Source organism: Winogradskyella sp. PG-2, from assembly GCF_000828715.1.
GTDB lineage: Bacteria > Bacteroidota > Bacteroidia > Flavobacteriales > Flavobacteriaceae > Winogradskyella.
Genome location: NZ_AP014583.1, coordinates 1,097,817 through 1,119,954, shown reverse-complemented (window position 1 = coordinate 1,119,954; position 22,138 = coordinate 1,097,817). Strand labels below are relative to the sequence as shown.

Genomic DNA, 22,138 nt, shown 5'->3' with positions numbered 1-22,138 from the left:
TTACTTCATAATCAGCCCTCAACAAATACCTACTTATGAAAAATAATATACTTGGAGGCCTTGTCATTTTCATGGTTGTTGTGACTTGCCTATTAATGATTGATGACTTCACTAATCCTCAACAAGAGACTATTGTACAAGAAACAGAACAGATTGAACAATCTAAGGATCAAACAGATTTAGCTATTGTTGAAACTGAGGAGTAGTTCTACTAATTGTTTTTTTACCGATAATACATCCAATTTTTGAAGTTGTTTTAATTGGTCTGCTGTACCGTGTTCAATAAATTCGTCTTCAATACCTAGTGTAATGATTTTACGGTTATAGTTATTGGTATTAGCAAAAGCAATAATCGAATTACCAAAACCTCCTATAATTGTTCCATCTTCGATAGTTACAATGGAGTCATAATGTTTAAAAATCTTATGTAATAAATCATTATCTAAAGGTTTTATAAACTGCATATCGTAATGGCCAAAAGCGTCCTTATCTTCTAAAAAAGCTATGGCATCTGTAATAGTTTTTGATGAAGTTCCAATAGAAAGTACAGCAATTTTGCTTCCTTTTTTTAAACAAACTCCATTTCCGATTTTGATTTTTTCAAAGGGTTGTTTCCAATCTAAAATATGTCCTCTCCCTCTAGGGTAACGAATAGCAATTGGGAAATCAATTCCAAGTTGAACGGTGTACATTATATTCCGTAAGGCAATTGCATCTCTTGGTGCAAAAATCACCAAGTTTGGGATACAATTTAAGTATGCCAAATCAAAAACACCATGATGAGTTGCTCCGTCTTCACCAACTAAACCAGCACGATCTAAACAGAAAATTACAGGTAAGTTTTGTAAAGCAACATCATGTATGATTTGGTCGTATGCACGTTGTAAAAAAGTAGAATAGATGTTGCAGTAAGGAATTAAACCTTGAGTAGCCATGCCTGCTGCTAAGGTCACAGCATGCTGTTCTGCAATACCAACATCGAAAGCACGATGAGGAATCTCTTCCATCATATATTTTAAGGAACTACCAGTTGGCATTGCTGGTGTAATACCAATAATTTTTTCGTTTTTTAAGGCAAGTTCTACAATAGTTTGCCCAAAAACATCTTGATATTTTGGTGGTTGGCTAGAGCCAGATTTGGCAATTAACTCACCAGTACTAGCATTAAATTTTCCTGGCGCATGGTATTTTACCTGCTGCTCTTCGGCTTGTTTTAGACCTTTGCCTTTAGTGGTTATAACGTGTAAGAACTTTGGTCCTTTTACTGATTTTAATCGTTCTAATTCTGAAATTAATAATTGTAAATTATGCCCATCAATAGGACCAGAGTAATCAAAATTTAAAGCTTCAAAAATATTATCTTGCTTTTCAGTACTTTTTTTAACGTTGGTTAAATATTGTTTTAAAGCACCAACACTTGGATCAATACCAATGGCATTATCATTAAGAATGACTAGTAAATTAGCATCTGTAACTCCTGCATGGTTGAGGCCTTCAAAAGCCATTCCGCTGGCAATTGAAGCATCTCCAATGACAGCAATATGGTGTTTATGTTCTCCTTTTAATTGAGAAGCAATAGCCATACCTAATGCTGCAGAAATTGAGGTTGATGAATGCCCAACTCCAAAGGTGTCATAGTCACTTTCCGTTCGTTTTGGAAACCCACTGATACCGTTTAACTGTCTATTAGTCTCGAATATATCTTTTCTGCCAGTTAATATTTTATGCCCATAAGCTTGGTGTCCAACATCCCAAATCAGTAAATCCTCAGGTGTATTAAATGTATAATGTAAAGCAATCGTCAATTCTATAACTCCCAAACTAGCGCCTAAATGGCCTTCTTTGGTGGCGACGATATTAATAATGAATTCACGTAATTCTTTAGCGAGATGAGGTAAATCTTCTGCCTTAAGTTGACGTAAATCTTTAGGTAGCTTGATATGTTCTAAAAGTGACTTTTGCACTCAACAAAAATACGGGATTTTATTAGTCTTCGATTACAAAAACAATAGGTAAAGTATACTCAACAGAAACATTTTCACCATTATGCCTAGCTGGAATAAATTTTGAGAATAATTTAAAAACGCGTTTAGCTTCATTTTCAAAACTTGGATGAGGTCCTCTTATTTCTAGGTTTTCCAAAACACCATTTTCATTTATTTCAAATTGGCAATAAATGCGTTGCTTTCCTTTTAAGCCTAAATTATCTTGTTCGACTTTAAAATTTTCATTTATAATGTTAGAAATCTCTTTTTGGAAATAAACACTTTCATCGTCTTTAGATAAATTAGCTGGTGTGTTTAAGAATTTTGGCTTTTGATCTACAAAGTTATAAGAGTAAGGTTGTTTATTTAGATGAGGTGTAATTTCTAACGCTCCTTCTACTTCAACAATATCTCCAGTTATTATAAAGCCTTCAATTATTTCCTCGTCCTTAATTTTTGGTTTAACAGGTGGTTTTATTTTAGATTTTATTGAATCAGGTTTAACTTCTATTATTGTACATTTTTTTGAAATGGTATCAACAAATTTTTGATTGGTTTCTACAATTTCAATGTTGCTAATCTTTTGTTTTCTTCCTTTGTTATCAGAGCAGTTTAATAAAGTTGTGCCCATTGCTAAGAGCAAAGCCAAAAGAAATAACCTATGAAAACTCAAAGTCTTTTTAAAGACCGTTTCAGGAATTCTTAAATTAATAGCATTTAGTTGACTCTGTTTAATATGTCCGCATATGCGTTGGTCTTTATTACGATGGATATAATCTTGAATTTCATCAACTTCCATTTTAGTAAAATCCACTACAGTTTTAGAACAAGATTGGCAGAATTTTCCTTTTTCGTTTGGAGTCATTTTAGACCAATCTTCATGACATGGTTTTGGAATTGAGAGTGAGTATTTAGTCTTCATAATTAACAGCTTTGCATAAAAGCATCAAATTTCGCCGTTTATTGTGAAATATGGATTCAATTTTAAATATCCTTTATGATTTCTTATTTTTGATAAAAAGAAAATATACCGTAAGTTCTTGTTTGTTTTTAAGACTTAAGGTTAAACCATCACTTAAAGCTATGATAAAAAATTATTTATGCTTGGTATTACTTTTAATGGTAATACCAACTTCGAGCCTATTCAGTCAAAGTAATTCTCAATCTTCAGAAAACGGGGAACTCATTTTCAATTATCTAAAAGACCATAAATCTAAATATGATTTTAAAGATGGAGATATTGAGCAGTTTATTGTGACTGATGAGTATTATTCTCAGAATACAGATTTAACTCAAGTCTATATTAACCAAACTCATCAAGGTGTAAGAATTTATAATGCAATTTCTAGTGTTGCTGTTAAGGAAGGAAAGGTCTTTTATTATGCTAATAGGTTTCTTAATAATCTGTCTAGTAAAATTAATGCTACAGCACCTTCGTTTTCTCCTGTTTCGGCTATTCAGAAGGCTGTATTTCAATTAGAACTTGGAAGCGCACAAAATATTGAGGAGTTAGAGCATAATGCTAATCGCTATGTATTCTCTGATGTTGCAATTTCAGCTGAAAATATTCAGGTAGAATTGGTTTATGTAGAGAAAGAGGAAGCATTATATTTAGCTTGGGATTTTATTATATATGATAAAGAACATTGGTGGAGTATTAGAATAGATGCTTTAAGTAATGAAATGATTGAGTTTAATGATTTAATTTTAACCTGTACTTTTGATAAAGAACATAACCACGCAGAGCATCCAAGTCAATTAGATTTTAATAATTTAGTGACGACACCTAGTTCATTTTTGGTAGATGGTTCTATTTATAATGTATTCCCACTTCCTTTAGAAAGTCCAAATCATGGTTCGAGAGAAATAGTTACAGAACCTGCAAGTCTTGCAGCATCACCTTTTGGATGGCATGACGATGATGGAATTGCTGGAGCTGATTACACAATTACACGAGGAAATAATGTTTGGGCTAAAGATGATGTAGAAGGAAATAATTCTAGATTTAGTTTCGCACCAGATGGAACGGCAACATTAAACTTTGACTATCCGTTAGACTTTAATTTGTCTCCATTAGATTACCAATCGGCAGCAATTACCAATTTGTTTTACCTAAATAACATGATGCATGATATTTGGTTTCAACATGGTTTTGATGAGAGTTCGGGAAACTTTCAAACTACAAATTATAGTAACTTAGGTGTTGGAAATGATTTTGTTTTTGCTGATGCTCAAGATGGTAGTGGTTTTAATAATGCTAATTTTGGAACACCACCTGATGGATTTAGTCCAAGAATGCAGATGTTTTTATGGTCTCCTCCAGGTGGTGATTCTTCTGAAAGAGTTACCATAGAAAATGGAAGTTTAGCTGGTACTTACAATGGTGTTGGTGCTGCATTTGGAGAACAATTATCTTCAATAACACCAATTACTTCGAGTTTAGTCTTAGCAACGGATTCTGGAACTGATATATATGACGCTTGTCAAACAATTATGAATACACCATTTCTTAATGGTAACATTGCTGTATTAAGACGTGGATCATGTGAGTTTGGGGTGAAAGTATTAGCTGTAGAAAACGCAGGAGCCATTGCTGCAATTGTTGTTAATAATGAACCAGGAGATGCTATTATAATGGGAGCTGGTGCTGTAGGAGATTCAGTAACGATACCATCAATAATGCTTCCTCAAGGTACAGGTGAAGCACTTATTACAGCACTTATTAATGGTGAAGCTATTACTGCTAGTTTATTAGGGCCAGATTTAACAGATTTTATTGATGGCGATTTTGATAATGGAATTATTGCTCACGAATATGGTCATGGTATTTCAAATCGATTAACTGGAGGTCCAGGTGCAGCAGGTTGTCTTTCTAATGCTGACCAAATGGGTGAAGGCTGGTCTGATTGGTTTGGATTAATGGTAACCTTAAAGGCAACAGATCTTCCAGATGATGCAAGAGGTATAGGAACATTTGCTATAAGCCAACCAGTTTCTGGTGGTGGTATACGTCCAGCACCTTACAGCACAAACTTAGTTAGTAATGGATTTACTTACCAAGCTTCTAATACACTTGCTCAACCACATGGTATTGGGTTTGTATGGGCAACTATATTATGGGATTTGACATGGGCATATATTGAGAAATATGGATTTAGTGCTGATATGTATAATGGTAATGGCGGTAATAACAAGATTATGAAATTAGTTATTGATGGTCTTAAGTTGCAACCATGTAGTCCTGGTTTTGTAGATGGTAGAGACGCACTTTTAGCTGCAGATATGGCAACAACAGGAGGTGTGGATCAATGTATAATTTGGGAAATTTTTGCTGCTCGTGGTCTAGGGCTTAATGCTGAACAAGGAAATACCAATCTAAGGAGTGATCAAGTAGAGGATTTTTCTGTGCCTCCTAGTACAGATCCTTCATTGGAAAACTGTTCTGCTCTATTAAGTACTGAAGAATTTTCTAATGATAATTTAACTATATATCCTAATCCTACGAAAACAGAATTATCAATTTCTACAACGAAGAATTTAGGTAATGTAACAATTACTTTAGTAGATATTAATGGTCGCGTTGTTCTTGAAATGAGAAAAGAATTATTCAATGTGATTACTGTAAATACAAATCAATTACAATCTGGATTGTACGTTTTGAATATCAAAGGGGATAATTTTAATTATAACGAAAAGATTATTAAAAACTAGAATGCCATTGCCTATTTATGATTAATCCTTTTGATGACACATACTTTATGCGAAAGGCACTTCAAGAAGCTGAAGTTGCTTATGAAAAAGGGGAAATCCCAGTTGGTGCTGTTATAGTTGTTGAAGATCGTATTATAGCAAGAACACACAATCTTACAGAATTATTAAATGATGTGACTGCACATGCTGAAATGCAAGCAATTACTTCGGCAGCTAACTTTTTAGGCGGAAAATATTTAAGTAATTGTACACTTTATGTAACCTTAGAACCTTGCCAAATGTGTGCTGGTGCTTTGTATTGGAGTCAGATTGCTAAAATAGTTTTCGCTGCTTCAGATGAACAACGTGGATTTAAAGCATTAGGAACTAAATTACACCCTAAGACAAAAGTTGTGAGTGGAATTTTAGCAGATGAAGCTTCAGAATTAATGAAGCGCTTTTTTATTGAGAAGCGTAATTTAAATTAAGTATAAAAAAAAACGCTCAACCGATTGGTTGAGCGTTTGAAACTTGTAAGATATATACTTATAGTACCTGCACATTTGCAGCTACCATTCCTTTTCTTCCTTCTTCTTCTGTGTACTCTACGTTGTCTCCTTCACGTAATTCTAGACCATTAAGGTTTGATACGTGTACAAAGATGTCTTTTCCTGTTTCTTCGTTGGTAATGAATCCAAATCCTTTTGAATCATTAAAAAATTTAACTGTTCCAGTCATTATAATATAAATAAAAATTAAAGTGCAAAGATAGAATATTAATCAATGCTAATGTTAATAAATTGTTTTATTTTAAAATACTGAGAATTAATAGGTTAAAAAAAGTTCGGTATAATTTACATGAACCCTTGTTAACAAGGGGCTTGGCAATGAACGAAGAAATATGTAGAAAAACGATAAAAATGAATTATCGCTTTTGATTTTCGCGCATTTTATCAAGATTTTCTTTTGTAAGCATATAATCTTTAACGTCTTTATCCTTCCATCTGTAATAAGAGAATAATGGAAAAACGACTAAGAATAGACCTACAACACCAAATCCAATTAATTTTTCTGAATAGTCTAAATCTAAACTTAATCCACAAATAATACTTCCTAGAGATACTAGGAAAGCAATTAATGTTATAATTTTTATAGGTTTCATTAAGATGTAAAATTAATTAATTCGCGACGATAAGCGGTCAATAATTTAGATTTAGATACAAAACCGTGATACTTATTATCTTTAATAACGGGCAAATTCCAAGCACCAGAAGTTTGAAATTTTTTCATCACAACTTCCATAGAATCGTCCTTATAATTAATATAATCTGGCGGCTTGTGCATAAAAGTTTCAACCGTTGTCGAATTATATAAAGACTGATCAAACATTACTGTTCTAATATCGTCAAGTAGGATAATACCAACTAAACTTTCGTCAGTATCTGTAACTGGGAATAAATTTCTACTGGATTTTGAAACCCCATTTTTTAGCATATCTCCAAGAGACATTTCTGGATGTAATTGAATGAAATTCTGCTCAATCACTGAATCTAACCTCATTAAGGTCAAAACACTTTTGTCTTTATCTTGAGTAAGTAACGCGCCTTTTTCGAGTAATTCTTTTGTATAAATAGTATGGTCTAAACCATTTTTGTTAATAATAAAAGACATTGATGCGGTGATCATTAGAGGGACAAACAATTCGTAGCCTCCAGTTATTTCGGCAATTAAAAAAATCGCAGTTAAAGGGGCGTGAAGTACACCAGCAATAAGACCTGCCATTCCTATAAGTGTAAAATTTGCTTCGGATACTGAAAAACCTAGTCCACAATTATTAATCACCTTAGCAACAACATTTCCTAAAGCACTTCCCATTACTAAAGTCGGAATTATAATTCCACCAGTTCCACCAGCAGCAAAGGTTGTAGTCATGGCTATAGCTTTGAAAATTGTAATACCAAATAGCAAACCAATGACAATCCATATATTATCTAAATGGGTGTCAAAAGGTGTATTGCCAAGAGCTTCAATATCGTTACCAAGCATTAAATTATTTATGAAGCCAAAGCCTTCACCATAGAGTGGTGGAATAAAAAACAACATCACACCAATAGCTAAACCACCAATTATTAATTTATGTCGTGCGGATTTAAATCGATTAAAAAATGAAGTTATTCCGAAGTATATTTTAGAAAAATAAATAGATGCTATTCCAGTTCCTATTCCTAAGAGGATATAAAATAATGTGTCTTTGATGGCAAATTTATCAGCTACATTAAAATCGAAAAGTACACTATCTCCCAAGAAAAAATATGAAGTTATTACAGAAGAAACGGAAGCAATTAAAAGCGGTAATAATGATGCAAACGTTAAGTCTAAACTAAAGATCTCAATAGCAAAAATCACTGCAGCAATCGGTGATTTAAAGATTGATGCAATTGCACCTGCAGATGCACAGGCTATAAGTAAACTTCGTGTTTTCCTATCAATATGGAGTAGTCTTCCTAAGTTAGAGCTTATAGCTGAAGCCGATAAAATAGCCGGCCCTAACAATCCAACAGAACCACCAAAACCAACAGTTAATGGAGCCGTAATAAGTGGTAGATATATGTTTTTCTTATCTACAAGACCATCTCTTTTCGATAAAGAATATAATAGAGATGGAATAGCGTGTCCGCTAGGTTTTTTTGAGATGTACTTCACAAACAAATACACAAGTAAAATTCCAATAATTGGTAGTATAAAGTAGATGCTGTTTTCAGAAAGTATTATTCCTTTTTCTAGTACAGCCTGTAGAGCAAAAGTGATATTTTTTATAGTTACAGAAACGATTCCTGCTAATAGTCCAATTACCAAGCTTAATAAAAACACAAAGTTCTTTTCAGAGATGTGTTTGTATCTCCAAATGAGTAAGCGTTTAAAAAAGTTGGATTTAGTTGGCATTCTTTAAAGCTAATAAAAAATCCTGCAAGAAGCAGGATTTAATTATTTATGATTTTAAATTGAGTTTTAAACTCAACTCTTTTAGTTGTTCATCATCAATTGGTGCAGGTGCATCAATCATTACGTCTCGACCAGAGTTGTTTTTTGGGAAGGCTATAAAATCTCTAATAGTTTCTTGGCCTCCCAAAATTGCAACCAATCGATCTAAACCAAAAGCCAAACCGCCATGAGGAGGTGCACCATATTCAAAAGCATCCATTAAGAAACCGAACTGTGCTCTTGCTTCTTCTTTAGAGAAGCCTAAATGTTTCAACATAATGGCTTGAGTCGCTTTATCGTGGATTCTAATAGATCCACCACCAATTTCGTTACCATTTAAAACTAAATCGTATGCATTAGCTTTTACGTCGCCTGGTTTAGTATCTAATAATTCTATTTGCCCAGGTTTTGGTGATGTGAATGGATGATGCATCGCATGGTAATGTCCTGTTTCTTCATCTAATTCTAATAGAGGGAAATCAATCACCCAAAGCGGAGCGAATACTTTAGGATCTCTTAAGCCTAAGCGTTCAGCTAGTTCCATACGTAATGCACTTAATTGCGCTCTTACTTTATTCGTATCTCCAGATAAAACACAAACTAAATCGCCAGGTTTTGCTCCAGTAACTTCTGCCCATTTTGCTAAATCTTCTTGATCGTAAAATTTATCTACTGAAGATTTATAGCTTCCATCATCATTACAACGAGAATAAACCATGCCTAAAGCACCAACTTGTGGACGCTTTACCCAATCAATGAGTTTATCAATTTCTTTTCGAGTGTAAGAATTTCCACCTGGTACTGCAATACCAACAACTAATTCGGCATTATTAAAAACATTGAAATCTTTGTGTTGCGCCACAGCGTTAAGCTCACCGAATTCCATACCAAAACGAATATCTGGTTTGTCATTTCCATACAAACGCATGGCATCGTCATATAGCATTCTAGGGAATTTTTCTACTTCAACACTATTCACTTCTTTTAGTAAATGACGCGTTAAACCCTCAAAAACATTTAAAATATCTTCCTGTTCTACAAATGCCATTTCACAATCTATTTGTGTGAATTCTGGTTGTCTATCGGCACGTAAATCCTCATCTCTAAAACACTTTACAATCTGAAAGTATTTATCCATACCACCAACCATAAGCAATTGCTTAAAAGTTTGAGGTGATTGAGGAAGTGCGTAAAACTCACCTTCATTCATGCGAGAAGGCACGACAAAATCACGTGCTCCTTCTGGTGTAGATTTAATTAAATAGGGTGTTTCAACTTCTATGAAACCATCTCCAGATAGATAGTTTCTAACTTCTTGAGTCACTTTTGCTCTAAAGATTAAGCTTTCTTTTACAGGATTACGACGAATATCTAGGTAGCGATACTTCATACGAAGATCATCACCACCATCAGTATTATCTTCGATTGTAAAAGGTGGAACCAAAGAGGCATTTAAAATAGTAAGTTCAGAAACTAAAACTTCTATATCTCCGGTTGGAATGTTTGGATTCTTTGAAGCACGTTCTATCACAGTTCCTTTGACCTGAATTACAAATTCACGTCTTAGCTTTTGCCCTTTCTCCATTAAATCTTTGGACGTGCGTTCTTCGTCAAAATATAATTGAGTAATACCATAACGATCTCTAAGATCTAAGTAAATCATAAACCCTTTATCTCTAATCCCTTGTACCCAACCAGAAAGTGTTACTTCTCTATTGTTATGGTTAGCTCTTAATTCGCCACAATTATGACTTCTATACATAATGAAATTTTAATCGTGCAAATTTAAGGAAGATAAATGATTATAAAAATGAAAAGCCTCAACATTTGTTGAGGCTTTTGTAGCTTTTAATAAAATTTTGCTAATTCTCTAAAATAAGGTTCTCTAAATTAAAAGCTGATTGTTTTCTGTTTTTGTATAGTCTTATATTTCTTGAGGAATGACTTCTAGAGCAGCACTATTTTTAGGTCTTTTAAGCCACATCTTAAATGATGTAATTAAGTAGAATAAAATAGGAACTACAATTAAGGTTAAGAATGTTGCTATAAATAAACCATAAATTACAGTCCATGCCAATGGTCCCCAAAAAATAACGTTATCACCACCAATATAAATGTTAGCATTAAATTCACTGAACAATGTAAAGAAGTTAATGTTTAAACCCGTTGCAAGTGGGATTAACCCTAAAATTGTTGTTATTGCGGTTAGAAGTACAGGTCTTAAACGTGCTTTACCACCTTTAATAATAGCATCGAGTAAATCGTCTTTAGCTAAATAATCGTTACCATCAAGGTCTAGTTCTACTTTTTTCCTGTCTATTAATAATTGTGTGTAATCTAGAAGTACAACACCATTATTTACAACAATTCCTGCTAAGGAAATAATTCCCATCATGGTCATCATAATAACAAAAGCACTTCCAGTAGCTACAATACCTCCAAATACACCAATTAAACTTAGAAATATGGCTAGCATAATAATACCAGGTTTTGATACAGAATTGAATTGAAAAATTAAAATGAAGAAGATTAATCCTAAACCAGTAAAAAAGGCTCCCATTAAAAACAACATTTGCTTTTCTTGTTCTTCAATTTGCCCAGTATAATCTACGCTTACTGTTTTTGGTTGCTCTTTAAAATTTTGCATCTCGTTTTGAACTACAGAAACAACAGCAGCAGCATCAGTAAAACCAGGAGCTAATGCAGAATATAATGTAACAACACGTTTAGTCTTACGATGTTTTATTGCACTAAAACCAGAAGCATTTGTTTGTTTTGCAACGGCTGAAACAGGTATTTCTCGAATCTGCCCACTTGCCATATCTCTAAACGTAATTTTCTGATTAAAAAGCGCGCTTTTGTTATAGCGGTTTTCTTCATTAAAGCGTACATAAATATCGTAATCTTCACCGGCTTCTTTGTAGATTCCTGCTTTGGCACCAAATACAGAATTACGTAACTGTTGACCAACTTGTCCAGCAGAAACACCTAACTCACCAGCTTTTTCTCTATCAACAATAACCTGCATTGAAGGTTTAGAACGATTAACATCTATTTTTAATTCATCTATTCCAGGAATGTTTTTAGAGTTAATATAATCGCGCATTTTTTCAGCAGTATTAATTAACTCAGCATAGTCTTCACCTTTTAATTCGAGGTTAATAGGTGCACCAGCTGGTGGTCCTACAGGATCTTTTTCAACAGAAATAGTTACACCAGGATAAATACCTTTAAGACCTTCCTGGACTTCTCTATAAAGCTGCTTACTGTCTTCACCTTCTCTATATTTAAACTCACGCATCGTTGCAGTAATTTTACCACGATGAGGCATTTCTGCTGCAGAACCACCATCAGTTTGTGGATTACCAGCACCCTCACCGACTTGAGATACAGCACTCTCTGTCATAAAATTATAATCGTCGTTTTTATATGTGCTTTGATTTATGATATTGTAAACGCGTTGCTCAATATCTTTGGTAATAGCATTAGTCTTTTTTATGTCTGTACCTTCAGGATATTCTATATAGACTACAATCTGATTTGGTGTATTATCTGGGAAAAACTCAACCTTTGTTCTTTGACTTCTTACTGAAGCTCCAAATCCAATAAAAGCAATAAATAACAAAATAACAGTGCCAATTGTTATTGCTGCAGGTTTTCTACCTTTTAAAGCACCACGTAATACTTTTTCATAAAAACGTTCCCAACGTGGTAATATCTTATTTTGAAACCCATTAGACCAACTACGTAAAAATAAGCGATAAGCCCAAAGTAAAATTGCTGTAACAATCATAACAGACCCTAAAGCACGATAAGCTCCACCAAAAATTATAATAAGAAGTCCAACACCTACTAATATTGCTGAAATAATTACCATATTCCTTATTGGCATTTCTTTATCCTCAGTCGTCATATATCTAGAAACTAGTACTGAATTAAAAAAGATGGCGACAAATAAAGAAGATCCTAATACTACAGATAATGTAATTGGGAAGTAAATCATAAATTGTCCCATAACACCCGGCCATAAACCTAAAGGAATAAAAGCTGCAACTGTTGTTGCTGTAGAAATTATAATAGGAAATGCAATTTCACCAATTCCTTTTTTTGCTGCTTCCATACGACTCATACCTTCCTGGTCCATGAGACGATACACATTTTCAACAACTACAATGCCATTATCTACAAGCATACCTAATCCCATAATTAATCCGAAAAGAATCATGGTATTCATAGTGTAGCCTAACATATTTAATATCATTAGTGACATAAACATTGACATTGGTATAGCAAACCCAACAAATAAGGCGTTTTTAAACCCAAGGAAGAACATTAAAACTGTAACAACTAGAATAATACCAAAAATGATATTGTTTACTAAATCATCTACTTGACCAATCGTTTTTGCAGATTGATCATTTGATACAGTAACTACTAAATCGGTAGGGAAGTAGTTTTCTTTTGCATCCTCTACAATAATTTTTATTTGGTCTGCAGCGGCAACCATGTTTTTACCGGATCTTTTTTTAACATCTAGCATCACAACTGGTGCGCCAAACTCACGTGCGTAAGTAGTCTGATCTTCATCTTTAAATGTCACTGTAGCTATATCTTTTAGGTAAATAGCATCTCCATTTTCAGATTTTACAACAAAGTTCTCTAGCTCAGAAGGGGAATCTATTTCACCAATAACTCTAATAGTTCTCCTTTGTCCGCTTGTAATTAAATTACCTGCAGACATAGTCATGTTTTCATTACTTATAGCTCCAGTTATATCATTAAAGCTCACTTGAGAAGCCATCATTTTATAGATATCAACTGCGACTTCAACTTCTTTATCTTGAGCACCTCTTATATCCACAGCTTTAATCTCTTGAAGACTTTCTATTTTATCTTCTAGGTATTCCCCATAAAATTTTAGCTTGTCAACTGGGTAATCTCCCGAAATATTAATATTTAGTATAGGAATTTCTTCGGACATACTTAAGTCGAAAATATTTGGTTCTACTTTGGCACCATTAAATGTTGGCCAATCTTCACCTGAAGTTTCAGAATCCACTTCATCTTTTATTTTCTGCTTTGCCGCTTCAACACTAATATTTTCATCAAATTCAACAATTATTATTGAATAATCTTCTTGAGATGTTGAAGTGATTTCTATAACATTACTTACGGTTTTTATTTTATCCTCAATTGGGTCAGTTATAAGTTTTTCAATGTCTTCAGCTGTATTACCAGGATATACAGAACTAATATAAATTTTAGTTTCTTTAATTTCAGGGAAGTTCTCTCTTGGCATACTTAAATATGCTGAAGCTCCTAAAAACAAAATCAAGGCAATGAGTACATACATCGTGGTTTTGTTTTCGATTGCCCAAGATGATAAACCAAATTCTTTGAAGACGTTTTTCTTTTTATTTTCAGTCATGATTAATTGTCTTTAAGATTTTTATTATTCTACAACAAGAATTTTTACTTCTTGTCCATCCTTAACACTTCGAGCACCTTCATCAATAATTTCATTTCCATTTTCTAAACCAGAAAGAACCTCTATATAATTACCTTCAGTTTTACCAGTCTTAATGATTACACGTTTAGCTTTTGCAATGTTATCTGCTTTGTCAGTGATTACATAAATATACTGTTCACCATCAGCATTTTCTGAAATAATACTTTGCGGAATTAAAATAGCTTCTTCATTAGTGTAGTCGTTTATTTTAAGCTTAGCAGTAAGATTAGGTTTTATTGTTCTATCCATATTTGGTACTGCAACTTCTACTTTAAAGGTTCTGTTGGCAGGATTTATAAAATCACCAGCTTGTCTAACTTTTGCATTGATTATTTTGCCTAAAATTGGAAAAATAACTTCAACATTTTTATTTTTCACAACACTTGTAATGTAACGTTCTGGGACATCAGTTTCAATGTACATATTGTTTAAATTTACAATACGCATTAACTGTGATTGACCAGCTCCCACAACACTTCCTTGCTCAGTAATAATATCATCAATTGTACCAGTAAAAGGAGCTCTAACTATGGTTTTTCCAATCTGTTGTTTAATTTGGTTAACGGCTTGCTCTTGTGCTTCAAATGAAGATTTAGCTTGTAAGTATTGCATCTCACTTCCTATCTTTTGGTCCCAAAGACGCGCTTGACGCTCAAAAGTAGTTTTAGCTAAATTTACTTGAATTTCTGCTTGAGCTAATTGCTGACTCATACCACCATCATCAATTTTTGCAAGTGTTTGCCCCTTAACTACGTTCTGGCCTTCTTTTACATAAACACGTGTCAAAACACCTGAATATTCTGGAAATACTACCAAGTTATTTTTTGTACTTACATTACCTTGTAATTCTAAAAAGTGATTAAACACATTTAGCTTAGCAGTAAATGTCGTAATTAAAGGAATTTTCTTAGTTGTATCTAATACAGCAATTCTTTCGTCTAGTTGTTTTAATTGCTCAGCAATCTCTTTCTGTTTGGAAACAACTTCTGCTCTTATTAATCTAATATTTTCCAAGTTATCGGTTTCAATAACGGATTCAACAGATTGTTTTTTATCTCCACAAGAGGTAAATAAAATGGCACTAAGTAGTGTTATATATAAATATTTCATGGTGGTTATTTTTGTATGTTTAATAAATTCTTTAATTCGGCTTTTTTATTGATAACATCAATTATAGCTTGGAGATATTCTTGCTGACTTGAGTACAGCTGGGTTTGAGCTTGTCTTAATTCAAAACTACTAGAAATCCCTTCCTTAAATTTAATAGTGTTTTTACGTTCTATCTTTTCTGCCAATGTTAAGTTTTTTTGTTTGTTAGCATAAGTTTCAATGGCTAGATTGTATTCGTTTTTTACATTTCTATATTCTAATTCTAATTCGTTTTTTTTATTATTAGATTGTTTTTGGCAATATCCCATTCAATTTTTGCTTTTTCTCTTTTGGCTTTACCACCAAATGAGCTAAAAATAGGTAAGGTTAATTTAAATCCGCCAACTGTAGTAAATAACCAATCTTGTTCTTTTTTAAAGTAATTAGAGGCACTATCACTGTAACCTAGATAATTTGAAGTAACAAAAGCATTAAGCTTTGGTAATCTTTCAGACTTTTCTAATTTATATTCAAGTTGTTTGGTTGTGGTCTCATTCTCAGCAATTTTATAATCTATGTTATCTGTTACTGAGTGTTCGCTAACTATAAGATCTAATGAAATATTTTGTACAATTAAATTATCTAATGTATCAGTTAAATTGATAGAATCATTTGGGTCTATACCTAATAATATTTTCACATAACCTTTAGAAATGTCGTAAAGTGTCTCTAAGTTTTTTAGACTTATTTCTAAGCTAGAAAGTGTTAGTTGTAATTGTTCAACGTCTTCTTCTTCAGTAAGACCATTTTCAAAAATTTTAGTCGTCTCATTTAAATTAGACTTTAGAATGCTAATGTTATCTTTTGTTATTTCAATACTCTCTTTAGTTAATAAAGCATTGTTGTATGCATTCACTACTGAATTTTCAATTTGGTTTGTAGTCTTATCTTTAGCGTTTTGAGAAATTTCTAGAAACACTTTATTAGATTGTAGTCCTACGATATATCCACCATCGAACAATAGTTGATTTAATGTAACACTAGGTGTTAAATTATGTTTTGGAAATAAAAACAAGAATGGATCTCCTTCTTGCAGATCATCAGTGTTAAAAGGTGTTTTAATGTTGATTGAATAATCTACAGCCGCATTAATTTGTGGTAAACCTCTTGCGGTTGTTTCCCAAACTTGTTCTTCAGCCGCGAGAATATTTAAATCTGCGATTTTTATGTTTCTGTTATTCTCCAAGGCATAGTCAATAGCTTCTTGGAGTGTAAAACTTCTTTTATCATCCTGTGCAAACACAGAGAAAGTGATTAGAAAGCTTAGTAATAATATGAGCGTTTGTCTCATAAGTTAAGATTGTTTATTTGTTATAAATTGATTTAATATTTTAATACCCTTTTCAGTACAAATACCTCTTAAGTGATATTCTAAATAATTTTCCATTAACATATTCATTGAGAATATTTTTAGAGGAAACAAGTCTGTGTCTTTTATAGCTAGCATAGAATTGAAATAAATACGAGTTATAAACTCAATATTTATGGTATCTCTATATAAACCTTGATTAATTCCTCGACTTAAGTTCTCGTTGACACATTCGTGCATTACTTCAAATTGCTTTTGTTTAAGCGAAGTATATATTTTTGGATAGTATTTTTTAAGTTGATATTGAGGCGAAGATTTCTCACCTTTTAAATGATCCATTACAAAGCGCTTAATATCATAAAGCTCTTCAATTGGATTTTTGTCTAATGCACAAATACAATCAATGCCATGAGATATTAACTCAAATAAATGCATTGTAGTAACTTCAACAAGCTTTGTTTTATTTGGAAAATGAACGTATATGGTTTTTTTAGAAATCCCCATTTCACTGGCAATATCATCCATAGTAACGCTCTTAAATCCAAGATTTAAAAATAGCTCAGTTGACTTAAGAATTATTTTTTCTTTCATAATTTGGCCGCAAATGTAAGTATGGAAACTTTAAAAACAAAAAAAGTTTCCTAAGTTTTAATAATTATTTAACATAAGTAACATTACCTTAAAATATGTTGAAAGCATTATTTTTGTACTATGCGAAACATTGAAGCTTATCAAAAATCTTTTATTAGTTATTTAGAGGATTTTACTGTTGATAAAGAACCAAAGAATCTTTATACTCCCATTAATTATATTCTAAGACTTGGTGGAAAAAGATTGAGACCAGTTTTAACCTTAATGACTGCTGAGGTTTTTGGTGAGGAAGCTGCTGAGGCTATGAATGCAGCATTGTCGGTTGAGGTATTCCATAATTTTTCTTTAGTTCATGATGATATCATGGACGATGCACCTTTGCGACGTGGAAAAGAAACTGTTCATGAAAAATGGGATGTAAATACGGGAATCCTTTCTGGAGATGCGATGCTAATTTTAGCGTATCAACTTTTTGAAAATTATGAGCCAAATACGTTTCAGGCATTGGCAAAATTATTTGGTAAAACGGCTTTAGAAGTTTGCGAGGGACAGCAATATGATGTGGATTTTGAAACACGCAATGATGTAACTATACAAGAGTATTTAAAAATGATTGAGTATAAAACTGCTGTTTTAGTTGGTGCTGCTATGAAAATGGGAGCAATAGTAGCTAAAGCTTCAAGCGAAGATCAAAAGGCTATTTATGATTTTGGTCGTTACTTAGGTGTTGCGTTTCAATTACAAGACGATTATTTGGATGCTTTCGGAAACCCAGAAACTTTCGGAAAACAAGTAGGAGGAGATATTATAGAAAATAAAAAGACGTATTTGTATCTCAAAACCTTAGAACTAGGTTCTGCAAGTGAGCAATCTAGTTTAGTTAATACAATGTCAGATAATTCAATTTCAGATGAAACCAAAGTAAAAATTGTTAAAGATTTATTTAACAATTCTGGAGCCTCAGAAACTACTCAGATAGCTGTGAAACATTATACTACGAAAGCATTTAAGGTTTTAGAAGGCTTGAACGTTTCTGAAGATAAAAAGCAGTTGCTTAGATTGTTTGGAGAACAATTAATGAATAGGCGCGTATAATGGTGTTACCTTCTAATTTTGAAAGTTTAATAGAAGAAGCAAACAATTTAAATTTGTACAAGAAGCTGATAACCCAGCTGAACAAAGATTTTGTATTTTCTAACATCGATTTAGAATTAGATGTGGAAACGCTTCCCACAAGTTTAAAATTAGTCTTACAAGAAACGGTTTATTATCTCATTGAGAATAAATTTTCTGAATATCTCAATTTATTATACCAAGTTGATATTTCAGAGTTAAAAATAAGAACTCTAGATGGTGATGATATCTTCAAATTATCTGAAGATGTTACGTTCTTAATTCTTCAAAGAGAGTGGCAAAAGGTTTGGTACAAGGCTAAGTATTCATAATATTTTTGGTAGTTAAACGAAATTAAAACCAAAATCTAACAAAAGGCATCCAAGCTTGGTTCTGAATACTCTTCTCTTCATCATACAATACATCATATCTAACACCAAAAGTTATGTTACCGCTTCTGTAACCCAAGCCTAAAAATAAAGCAGGATACCAATAGTCATCATCGACATTACTTACAAATTGTTCATCAAAATTTCTGCTAACGTGTAATTGTTCAAATTCAGTGGATACCTGTAAATCTCTGTAAGGATTAAAAAGCCCAATGGCACTGGCACCTAAAACCGTAGATTTAAAAACATCGCGCTGTGAGCTATATTGAAAATTTAGACCTACACCAGCAGATACATAGGTATTAAATCTATAAATTGCGTTTGGAGCTAATGCTCCACTAAAAAAGCCATCACCAAAGTTTAATCCTATTCCACCTCCATATTGTACATTCTTCCAAAAACTATCATCTTTAGTTTTATTATCTTGAGAAAATGAAAATATCATAAAAAAGCAGGTAAAAACTGTAATTCTAATAGTTTTTTTTAAGCCAATTGAGTTAAAATTTGTCATATCTAAAATTGTTCTTTCTTACTTGTTATAAATATAATAAAACCAAAGCTATATTTAGTAAAAGTTGTATTTTTGAATAAATTTTGTTGAAACGACAACGTCTCATAAAAAGTAATGGATAAATATTCCTTTCTCAACGCAGCACATACAGCATATTTTGCTGACTTATACGAACAATACCTAGAAAATCCTGATTCTGTAGAACCAAGTTGGCGTGCCTTTTTCCAAGGTTACGATTTTGGTTCAGAAAGTTATGGAATGGAAGGTGAAATTATTGAAGGTGTATCAACTCAGATACCAGAACAACTTCAAAAAGAATTTCAGGTTTTAAAGCTAATTGATGGTTATAGAATTAGAGGGCATTTATTTACGAAAACAAATCCAGTTAGAGCAAGACGTCAATATGCGCCAACACTAGAAATTGAAAATTTTGGCTTATCTAAAAGTGATTTAAACTCTACATTTTCTGCTGGTGAAATCCTAGGTTTAGGGTCAGCATCATTGCAAAGTATAATCGATCATTTGGAAAATATTTATTGCGATTCTATAGGTGTAGAGTACATGTATATTCGCAAACCCGAAGAAATTCAATGGATTCAGGATAAACTAAATGTCAATGATAATCACACTAAATTTACTTCAGACGAAAAGAAATATATTTTAAAGAAATTAAATCAAGCTGTTGCTTTTGAATCTTTTCTCCACACAAAGTATGTTGGTCAGAAACGTTTTTCTTTAGAAGGGAATGAATCTTTAATTCCTGCAGTTGATGCTATTATAGAAAAAGCAGCGGACGAAGGTGTAAAAGAGTTTGTTATGGGCATGGCTCATAGAGGTCGACTCAGTACATTGACTAATATTTTTGGGAAGTCTGCTAAAGATATTTTTAGCGAATTTGATGGTAAAGATTATGAGGAAAAAGTATTTGATGGTGATGTAAAATATCATTTAGGTTGGACGAGTAATCGTGAAACATATAACAATAAAAAAATCAATCTTAATATAGCTCCGAATCCTTCTCATTTAGAAACAGTCGGCGCGGTTGTTCAAGGAATTACAAGAGCGAAGCAAGATAAAGATGAGATTACAGATCCATCTCAAGTACTTCCAATTGTTGTGCATGGAGATGCTGCTATTGCTGGTCAAGGTTTGGTTTATGAAGTTGTGCAGATGGCTAAATTAGATGGTTATAAAACAAATGGAACTATCCATATTGTAGTTAATAATCAAATAGGATTTACAACGAACTATTTAGATGGCCGCTCAAGTACTTATTGTACAGATGTGGCAAAAGTAACATTATCACCTGTTCTTCATGTTAATTCAGATGATGCTGAAGCTGTTGTGCATGCTGCGCTTTTTGCGCTACATTTTAGAATGAAGTTTAAGCGCGATGTTTTTATAGATTTACTAGGGTATAGAAAGTATGGTCACAATGAAGGTGATGAACCTAAATTTACACAACCTTTATTATACAAAGCGATTGCAAAACATAGTAACCCTAGAGATATTTATGCACAGCGTTTATTAGAAGAAGGTATCATTGAGGAAGGTTATGTAAAACATATTGAATCTAAGTATAAAGAGAAGTTAGAAGAGAATTTAGAAGACTCACGTAAAGAGGATAAAACGGAGATAACAGCTTTTATGCAAGAAGAGTGGAAAGGTCTTACAAGGGTTACAGAAAGTGTAATGATGGAACAAGTGGATACAACCGTATCTAAAACTGTTTTAAAAAATATTACTAAGGTTATTTCTAACCTTCCTTCAGACAAAAAGTTTATTCGTAAAATCCAAAGGTTAATAGAATCACGTCAGACTATGTTTGATGAAAATCGATTAGACTGGGCAATGGGAGAACATTTGGCTTATGGTTCACTTTTAACTGAAGGCTTTAATGTTAGAATTTCTGGACAAGATGTAGAACGTGGTACATTCTCTCATCGACATGCTGTAGTTAAAGTAGAGGATAGCGAAGAAGAAATTATTTTATTGAAGAATGTTACTGAAAAGCAAGATCAATTCAATATATATAATTCATTATTATCAGAATATGGCGTTGTTGGTTTTGATTATGGTTATGCTATGGCAAGCCCTAATACCTTAACTATTTGGGAGGCACAATTTGGTGATTTCAGTAATGGAGCTCAAATTATGATAGACCAATACATATCCTCTGGTGAGGATAAGTGGAAAACTCAGAATGGTTTGGTAATGTTATTGCCACATGGTTATGAAGGTCAAGGAGCAGAGCATTCTTCTGGTCGTATGGAACGTTATTTACAAATGTGTGCTAAGGATAATATGTTTATTGCAGATTGTACGACTCCAGCAAATATGTTTCACCTATTACGTAAACAAATGAAAGCTAATTTTAGAAAGCCTTTAATTGTTTTTACACCTAAGAGTTTGTTACGTCATCCTAAGGTAGTATCATCTGTTGATGAGTTCGCTAAAGGGAGTTTTCAAATGCTTATTGATGATGAAACTGCTAAACCAGATAAAGTAAAAACTCTAGTATTTGTTACAGGTAAGTTCTATTATGATTTACTCGAAGAACAAGAAAATTTAAATAGAGATGATATAGCACTGGTAAGATTAGAGCAACTATTTCCATTACCAGTGGAAGCAATGACAGACGTAATAGAAAAATATAAAAATGTAGAAGATGTTGTTTGGGCACAAGAAGAACCAAGAAATATGGGTGCTTATAGTCATATGTTAATGCATTTTAATGAGTCTCGAAGTTGGAGAGCAGCAACTAGACGACCATATGGTGCACCTGCAGCAGGAAGTTCTGTGCGTTCAAAAATTAGACATAAAGAAGTTATAGATTACGTTTTTGATAAATCCAAAAACAACCAAAGACAAAAAAAATAATACAACTCAAATTAGAGCTTAAATAATGAA

The 22,138-nt window shown here is 32.9% G+C and carries 16 protein-coding genes and 1 pseudogene; 6 read left to right on the top strand and 11 right to left on the bottom strand.

All coding sequences use genetic code 11. The features are described from left to right. Positions 1-35: 35 nt before the first annotated feature. Positions 36-206 (top strand): hypothetical protein, encoded by a 171-nt coding sequence (locus WPG_RS18180; RefSeq protein WP_171817154.1) that lies wholly within the window; start codon positions 36-38, stop codon positions 204-206. Here WPG_RS18180 and WPG_RS04920 read toward each other — a convergent pair. Together WPG_RS04920 and WPG_RS17250 are read right to left on the bottom strand one after the other, a co-directional pair. Continuing rightward, positions 180-1,964, bottom strand: coding sequence for a 1-deoxy-D-xylulose-5-phosphate synthase (locus tag WPG_RS04920; RefSeq protein ID WP_045470087.1), 1,785 nt, complete (start codon positions 1,962-1,964; stop codon positions 180-182). The genes WPG_RS18180 and WPG_RS04920 overlap by 27 nt on opposite strands. Before the next feature lie 22 nt (positions 1,965-1,986). Beyond that, the gene (locus WPG_RS17250) at positions 1,987-2,907 is read right to left on the bottom strand and encodes an energy transducer TonB (protein WP_052471152.1); all 921 of its coding nucleotides are present in this window, start codon (positions 2,905-2,907) and stop codon (positions 1,987-1,989) included. Positions 2,908-3,068: 161 nt separating this feature from the next. Between WPG_RS17250 and WPG_RS04910 the strand changes: the two genes are divergently transcribed. Together WPG_RS04910 and WPG_RS04905 are read left to right on the top strand one after the other, a co-directional pair. Next, positions 3,069-5,696: a T9SS-dependent M36 family metallopeptidase gene (locus WPG_RS04910; protein ID WP_045475184.1), complete on the top strand. Its 2,628-nt coding sequence runs from the start codon at positions 3,069-3,071 to the stop codon at positions 5,694-5,696. 17 nt (positions 5,697-5,713) lie between these two features. Next, the gene (locus WPG_RS04905; protein ID WP_045470085.1) at positions 5,714-6,163 is read left to right on the top strand and encodes a nucleoside deaminase; all 450 of its coding nucleotides are present in this window, start codon (positions 5,714-5,716) and stop codon (positions 6,161-6,163) included. A gap of 58 nt (positions 6,164-6,221) precedes the next feature. Here WPG_RS04905 and WPG_RS04900 read toward each other — a convergent pair whose 3' ends face one another. The 8 genes and pseudogenes from WPG_RS04900 to WPG_RS04865 all read right to left on the bottom strand — a co-directional run bounded on the left by WPG_RS04900 (position 6,222) and on the right by WPG_RS04865 (position 17,215). Beyond that, on the bottom strand, positions 6,222-6,413 hold the full coding sequence (locus WPG_RS04900; RefSeq protein WP_045470083.1) for a cold-shock protein: 192 nt from the start codon (positions 6,411-6,413) through the stop codon (positions 6,222-6,224). A 187-nt stretch (positions 6,414-6,600) separates the two neighbouring features. Continuing rightward, entirely contained in the window at positions 6,601-6,837 is a 237-nt protein-coding gene (locus WPG_RS04895; protein WP_045470081.1) for a hypothetical protein, read from the bottom strand. After that, complete coding sequence (locus WPG_RS04890; RefSeq protein ID WP_045470079.1) at positions 6,837-8,618, bottom strand: chloride channel protein; 1,782 nt, start codon at positions 8,616-8,618, stop codon at positions 6,837-6,839. Before WPG_RS04890 ends, WPG_RS04895 begins: the two co-directional genes overlap by 1 nt. Before the next feature lie 46 nt (positions 8,619-8,664). Further along, entirely contained in the window at positions 8,665-10,419 is a 1,755-nt protein-coding gene (aspS, locus tag WPG_RS04885) for an aspartate--tRNA ligase (protein WP_045470077.1), read from the bottom strand. A 162-nt stretch (positions 10,420-10,581) separates the two neighbouring features. Further along, entirely contained in the window at positions 10,582-14,085 is a 3,504-nt protein-coding gene (locus WPG_RS04880) for an efflux RND transporter permease subunit (protein ID WP_045470074.1), read from the bottom strand. A gap of 24 nt (positions 14,086-14,109) precedes the next feature. Beyond that, positions 14,110-15,276, bottom strand: coding sequence for an efflux RND transporter periplasmic adaptor subunit (locus tag WPG_RS04875; RefSeq protein WP_045470072.1), 1,167 nt, complete (start codon positions 15,274-15,276; stop codon positions 14,110-14,112). A gap of 5 nt (positions 15,277-15,281) precedes the next feature. Next, positions 15,282-16,606: pseudogene (locus WPG_RS04870) on the bottom strand (TolC family protein). A gap of 3 nt (positions 16,607-16,609) precedes the next feature. Then, complete coding sequence (locus tag WPG_RS04865) at positions 16,610-17,215, bottom strand: TetR/AcrR family transcriptional regulator (protein WP_045470071.1); 606 nt, start codon at positions 17,213-17,215, stop codon at positions 16,610-16,612. Positions 17,216-17,335: 120 nt separating this feature from the next. Between WPG_RS04865 and WPG_RS04860 the strand changes: the two genes are divergently transcribed. Both WPG_RS04860 and WPG_RS04855 read left to right on the top strand, forming a co-directional pair. After that, positions 17,336-18,310 (top strand): polyprenyl synthetase family protein, encoded by a 975-nt coding sequence (locus tag WPG_RS04860; RefSeq protein ID WP_045470068.1) that lies wholly within the window; start codon positions 17,336-17,338, stop codon positions 18,308-18,310. Further along, positions 18,310-18,660: a hypothetical protein gene (locus WPG_RS04855; RefSeq protein WP_045470065.1), complete on the top strand. Its 351-nt coding sequence runs from the start codon at positions 18,310-18,312 to the stop codon at positions 18,658-18,660. The genes WPG_RS04860 and WPG_RS04855 overlap by 1 nt, the downstream gene beginning before the upstream one ends. Before the next feature lie 22 nt (positions 18,661-18,682). Here the strand turns inward: WPG_RS04855 and WPG_RS04850 are convergent, their stop codons facing one another. Continuing rightward, positions 18,683-19,162, bottom strand: a complete 480-nt coding sequence (locus tag WPG_RS04850) for an alpha-ketoglutarate decarboxylase (protein WP_144374416.1) — start codon at positions 19,160-19,162, stop codon at positions 18,683-18,685. Positions 19,163-19,342: 180 nt separating this feature from the next. Between WPG_RS04850 and WPG_RS04845 the strand changes: the two genes are divergently transcribed. Continuing rightward, positions 19,343-22,108, top strand: coding sequence for a 2-oxoglutarate dehydrogenase E1 component (locus tag WPG_RS04845; protein ID WP_045470062.1), 2,766 nt, complete (start codon positions 19,343-19,345; stop codon positions 22,106-22,108). Positions 22,109-22,138 lie beyond the last annotated feature (30 nt).